This is a genomic window from Candidatus Aquicultor secundus, from assembly GCF_002791875.1.
Taxonomy (GTDB): domain Bacteria; phylum Actinomycetota; class Aquicultoria; order Aquicultorales; family Aquicultoraceae; genus Aquicultor_A; species Aquicultor_A secundus.
Map to the genome: position 1 here is coordinate 1 of NZ_PFNG01000106.1, position 5,681 is coordinate 5,681.

Consider the following 5,681-nt stretch of genomic DNA (forward strand, 5'->3'; position numbering starts at 1 on the left):
TGAGTGCCCGCTAGATTCGGAGTTTATCCTGAGCGATAGCGAAGGACCTGCTCAGAATGACACAATAATTATGGTGTTCTGGCACTAGATACTCTAAACCATTAGTTATGGTTAACCGACTATGATATCAATAACCATCGCTAAAGCGATATAATAAAGCACTAATAAAACAGCCGTAAAAGGAGCCGTTATGAAACTCTGGTCCGGGAGGTTTTTGAAAAGTACAGATAGCTTTGTTGACGAGTTCAACGCATCGCTGCCTGTCGACAAGCACCTTTACAAGCAGGATATAGAGGGTAGCATCGCCCATGCCAAAATGCTTGCCAAAACCGGCATTATCGCCGACGAAGAGGCATCCCAGATAGTCACGGGCCTGGAGACAATCCTTAAAGAAATCGAAGCCGGCTCGTTTATATTCGATATCGCCGATGAGGATATCCATATGAGCATCGAACGGGCGCTCACCGAGAAGATCGGCCCCGTGGGCGGAAAGCTTCACACCGCCCGCAGCCGCAACGACCAAGTCGCCCTCGATACCAGGATGTTTTTGAAAGACGCCATCCTTGAGGTCGGCCAAGAGGTTCTTGCCCTGCAAGAAGAGCTGGTGAAGATCGCCAAGCGCGAGATGGATACCATTTTGCCCGGCTATACCCACCTACAACGGGCGCAACCCATTCTGTTCTCGCACCACATGATGGCGTATTTCTGGATGCTGCGCCGTGACTTCACGCGTCTAAAAGGCTGCTTCAAGCGCGCCGACGTAATGCCGCTCGGCGCGGCCGCACTTGCCGGCACCACATATCCAATCGATATGGAATTCGTGGCCAAAGAACTCGGCTTCTCAAAAATCAGCAACAACAGTCTCGATGCGGTTTCCGACCGCGACTTCGTTATAGAATTCCAGGCGGCGGCCTCGATGATCATGATGCACTTAAGCCGCCTCGCCGAGGAGCTTATTATCTGGTCGTCCTCCGAGTTCAGCTTCATCGAACTCGACGACGCCTACACGACCGGCAGCAGCATCATGCCCCAGAAGAAAAACGCCGACGTCGCCGAGCTGATCCGCGGCAAAACCGGCCGTGTCTACGGCAATTTGCTGCAGATGCTAACGACGATGAAGGGCCTGCCCCTCGCATACAACAAAGACATGCAAGAAGACAAAGAAGGCATGCTCGACTCCATAACGACAATTAAAAACTCGCTCTTCGGCATGAAGGGCATGACATCCACAATGAAAATCCACTCAGAAGTCATGCGCCAATCCGCCGAAGGCGGCTTCACCAACGCCACCGAACTTGCAGACTACCTGGTCGGCAAGGGAGTCCCATTCCGCGACGCCCACCGCGTCTCCGGCAACATGGTCCGCAAAGCCATCGAAGAAGGCTGCTGGCTCACCGACTTCTCCCTCGAAGAGTTCCAGGCCGAAAGCCCGCTCATCGACGATGAAGTCTACGACGTCCTCGACATCCAAAACGCCGTAAAACGCCGCGACGTCCGTGGCGGCACCGCCCCCAACCGCGTCCAAGAACAAATCGAAAAAGCCGAAAAATTGATCGATAAAGGGCGGAAGTGGCTGGATGAACGGGGGAAGTAAAGGCTCTGGTGGACATAGTAGGACGCTTAATTCTAAAATTCTAACTAGACCTAAGTTCGAATCCGATCCGGGGAGCCAATCAGATTCGAACTCGGAATAACCACTCTGTAGAGCGGATTTATTGCTGTTTTAGTACTCTTGTAGGTTGAGAATGTTAAGCAGATATCCGGAAATTTCGTGGATCTGTGCCAATCGAACTTGTGCTCAAAAACGTGGTGCGGTTGTTCCTTAGGTTATTGCGTTCTTCAATATACTTCTAATGATCGTTTTTTTTGTTTTGGGAGTTCAGCAACAATTTTTTTGACCTGTCGCTAACAACTTGCTACTTGATTTACCAAGCTTCAGAATCTCTTCCGCTGCTATACCACGTTCAAACCTACACCAACTGGTGGCCAACAGCCCTCCTTCGGGGATATTATATGCGAACATGTGTATGTACATAATAAGGTATATAGGTTCTGTCAGCTAAGACGGAACAAAGTTAGGCGTTAATGTTTTTGCCGCATGGAAATAAGGATTTTGAAAAAGTGCTGAATAAGCACTGCTTGCTTCTCACTCGATAATTATTTCTTCTAGACATTGCGTTCTAATCAATCCGTAGACTCTTTCAATCTGTTATTTTGCAGCGCTCCAAACATTCTTGATTGGGACTTGACCGCTGAAAAGAGCATTGACAGCTATATTAAGTTAGGATAGATTTGCAATATACGTCTACCATATACGCTAGCAATTTCAGTCGTTGATGTTTTGAGCAGTCTTAGAGTTATAGAGAATCATATATTTGCGGTTACTGAGTACAAGGAAGTGCGCTTTGATTGAATGGGGGGGTGATTGTTAAAGAAATATGATTTGTTCGGCGTAGTCTGTAAATGGCACAAGAAAGGATGGTTGATGTGAGAAGAAGATTAGTCAGCAGCATTATTTTAGTAGTAGTTGGGGTTATACTGTTTCCGCTACCGGCTTTTGCTCTTAACTATGCCCATGGTCTCCAAGATGGGGTTGCTACAGTTCGTGGAACTTACGCTATGAATTATGTGATGGTCACACAGCCGGATGCAAACCATGTCAACTCTGTTTATGTAAGAAAAGACTCATTTAATGTTATGGAGGTAGGCTGGTGTTGGTGGGGGCTTAATAACGTTTATGGGGGTTATACGGGTGGCTTTAATGACCTTGATTGGTTGGTTCATATTCAAGATGGGTCTGCTTACTATACAGAATGGACTTCGCATGGTAAATACGTCGTCAATTCAAGTTACCCTAATGGGCATTTTTTCAATGGAACTGAGCCACTACCGGGCTATCCTGTAGCTGGCACTAATTATGGTTTTAAAGCTGAAAACCGTGGTTATAATAGCTATACGTTTGATGCAAAAGTTAATAATTACGTAAAGAAGACGTGGACTTTTACGAACATGGCTTATGGTAATTCTCTTATTGGCAGTGAACGTGCGTCTCTTAACGATAGTAACTATGCGCATTTCTAGTCGTGTCAAGATATCATAAACCAACCTAGTCAACCCTGGTCAAATTGGGTTGCACCTAGTGAACCTAGTTGGGTTGCTGGTGATAATGACTACTATTGGAGCAATCCTTCAGCTACTGAACATGTCTGCCAACATATATAATAAACTAGAAAGGTGGTACCTAAATGACAAATACTTTAGTGCAAAATAAAAAGCACATTGCGCTAATTGTGGCGCTTGGCATCTTGCTTGCAGCGTTAGTATGTATCCAGCAACTAAGAGTTCAAGTAGACAAGGATTCGGCTTTTTATCAGAAATCCTCAATACCGAAAGCCAATTTATCAAGCTCTCTTAGTAGGGGAAGCATACAAGAGGATATCGAAGCTCACTCAGTTAAAGTTTCAAGTATCGAGGAAGCAAAGAAACTGTTAAGTTATGATTTTCCAGTGCCAACCGATACAAATGGGCACGATTTAATTGGCATTTATGTTGAAGATAAGAAGGTCTTGTACCTGCGGTATAAGGATGACATCTACATTGTTTATCACCAGCTAGAAGGGCCAGAGCCAGATATGAATGAAGTGCTCACTAAACGCTCTGATGTATTTGAAACAACGATCAGAGGTCATAGAGCTATCGCTGGTGAGCCAGGACAAATGAAAGGATTAGGCGTAGGAGAAGTTAGAGCAGGTGGCCAGATCAGTTGGTTTGAAAATGGGCTTGATTTAGCAATTTATAGCCTTAAAGGCGCTAAGGTTGGCGAACTTAAAAATATCGCTGAATCGATGAAATAAGAAGGATAGCTAGGAATCTATGTAAATGGCAGCCGCTAGATTCATTACGGCGTTTTATGGAGTAGAGCCTTGCTAGCAGCTAGCAGCCCTTTAAAGATTGAAAGGGCTGCTTCCTTTTTGCTGCCTTTACGGTGAGCGTAAAATAAAACCCACCTGTTCAGCAAGGCGGGCTTACGGTTACTTGTTTACTCGACATTCTGACGGCAGATCGCTTGACCAGGGAAGAAACTTATCTAAAACATCCTCGTCAAAAATATCAACGTTAGGCAGTTTTTCAAATAGATACTTCAGGTAAGCGAATGGATTTAAGCCGTTTTCCTTGGCTGTTTCAACAATGCTGTAGATCGTTGCACTGGCCTTGGCCCCTCTAGGGGTATTGGCAAATAACCAGTTCTTCCGCCCGATCACGAAAGGCTTAATCGAACGTTCACTGCGGTTATTGTCAAGCTCCAGGCGACCGTCTATTAAAAAGGCCACGAGGCGCTCACGCTGGTTTAAGCAATAGTTAATCGCTTGACCAAACGCGCTTTTCGGCAGCACCCTTGGTTTTTGATATTTTAACCAGGCATAGAAATCATCAACCAGCGGTCGGCTGCGTTCCAACCGGATTTTGTAGCGCTCTTCAGCTGAAAGCTCTTTTATTTTTCGCTCGATAGCAAAGAGCCGGTTACAGAATTCCAACCCCTCTTTGGCGGCTACTTGAGCATTGCTCTTTTCAGCCGGTAACGCTTTAAGGGCCTCGTCAAATTTACGCCGGGCATGGGCCCAACACCCGACCAAAGTGATATTGGTGAGAGCGTTGTAACCGGCATAACCGTCAACGTGTAGATACCCTTTAAAACCAGCTAGAAATCGGTTGGGATGTTTGCTTGCCCGGGTTCTCTGATAGTCATAGAGAACAATCCCCGGCCCTTCCCGAGAGCTGCGGTAAAGCCATAGTGCCACCAACGGTTGTAAAATCCCTAAAAGTACCGATTGAAAATTCCCTACTTTAAGACGAACTATTAAGGCAACCCAATCAAGGAGGTTGCCAATGGTAGACGGGGAGGAAATGATGGACATTAAGGATTTGAAACGCCAGGGCTTGAGCATCACGCAGATTGCTCAAGTTACCGGCAGAGACCCAAAGACAGTACGAAAGTATCTAGAACAAAAAAGAGCCACCACACTATGCACAGCGCCCACCAGTTGTATCGAAACTCGATGAGTTTAAGCCATACATCCGCATGCGTATGCTTAATGACGACATGGCCAATGCGGTTAAGATGCTCAAAGAGATCAAGAAAAAGGGCTACATGGGCCAAGCTAGCATTTTAAGAGACTACATGCGACCACTGCGGCCATTAACGGAAACAGCGACTGCGCGCTATGAGACAGAACCAGGAGAGCAAGCCCAAGTAGACTGGGGACACTGCGGCAGGATATACCATGAAGGAAGACTAAAACCGTTGTATTGCTTCGTGATGACGCTCGGATATTCATAGTTTCTGGAAGACACCCCTAAGATAAGTTTGTCGTATACCGCTTGCTTCATCTTCTCCCCCTGGCTAAATGCCTGGTATGTGGCAAGGGGGACTTCTTGGCCTGAGGTGTTTCTAACCCGAGGCCTTTCTATTTCAACCTTTCTTCCGGCGTATACAATTGATCCTTTCTGGGCTCCCCAGCGGGTATTCTCCCTATTCGGTATATGGGCGTATCGTCTGCCGGCCTTCCTATCCACTTCTGAAGCCATAGCGCATTCGATAATAAGCATACCAGCTCTTCCTGCAAGTTCTTCAATTTCTACTTCTACACCGGCTAAGATCTCGGCAATAGGAAGTGGCAACT

3 protein-coding genes and 2 pseudogenes are annotated in these 5,681 nt (G+C 46.4%); 3 read left to right on the top strand and 2 right to left on the bottom strand.

The window, feature by feature from the left end; genetic code table 11:
* Positions 1–190: 190 nt before the first annotated feature.
* The 3 genes from argH to COY37_RS04465 all read left to right on the top strand — a co-directional run bounded on the left by argH (position 191) and on the right by COY37_RS04465 (position 3,854).
* Positions 191–1,594: an argininosuccinate lyase gene (argH, locus tag COY37_RS04455; RefSeq protein ID WP_286677815.1), complete on the top strand. Its 1,404-nt coding sequence runs from the start codon at positions 191–193 to the stop codon at positions 1,592–1,594.
* 869 nt (positions 1,595–2,463) lie between these two features.
* Positions 2,464–3,081, top strand: coding sequence for a hypothetical protein (locus tag COY37_RS04460; protein ID WP_286677816.1), 618 nt, complete (start codon positions 2,464–2,466; stop codon positions 3,079–3,081).
* A 164-nt stretch (positions 3,082–3,245) separates the two neighbouring features.
* Positions 3,246–3,854 carry a hypothetical protein gene (locus COY37_RS04465; RefSeq protein WP_286677817.1) on the top strand — a complete coding sequence of 203 codons (609 nt, stop codon included), beginning with the start codon at positions 3,246–3,248 and terminating at the stop codon, positions 3,852–3,854.
* 177 nt (positions 3,855–4,031) lie between these two features.
* Here COY37_RS04465 and tnpC read toward each other — a convergent pair.
* Positions 4,032–4,793 (bottom strand): annotated as a pseudogene (gene tnpC, locus COY37_RS04470) (IS66 family transposase); the annotation flags it as partial.
* Between the two features lie 427 nt (positions 4,794–5,220).
* A pseudogene (locus tag COY37_RS04475) lies at positions 5,221–5,681 on the bottom strand (hypothetical protein); the annotation flags it as partial.

What these genes read in the sequence shown, in the direction of transcription:
- COY37_RS04460 (WP_286677816.1), top strand. Translation starts at nt 2,464, where the DNA reads ATGGCACAAGAAAGGATGGTTGATGTGAGAAGAAGATTAGTCAGCAGC.
- COY37_RS04465 (WP_286677817.1), top strand. Translation starts at nt 3,246, where the DNA reads ATGACAAATACTTTAGTGCAAAATAAAAAGCACATTGCGCTAATTGTG.
- argH (WP_286677815.1), top strand. Translation starts at nt 191, where the DNA reads ATGAAACTCTGGTCCGGGAGGTTTTTGAAAAGTACAGATAGCTTTGTT.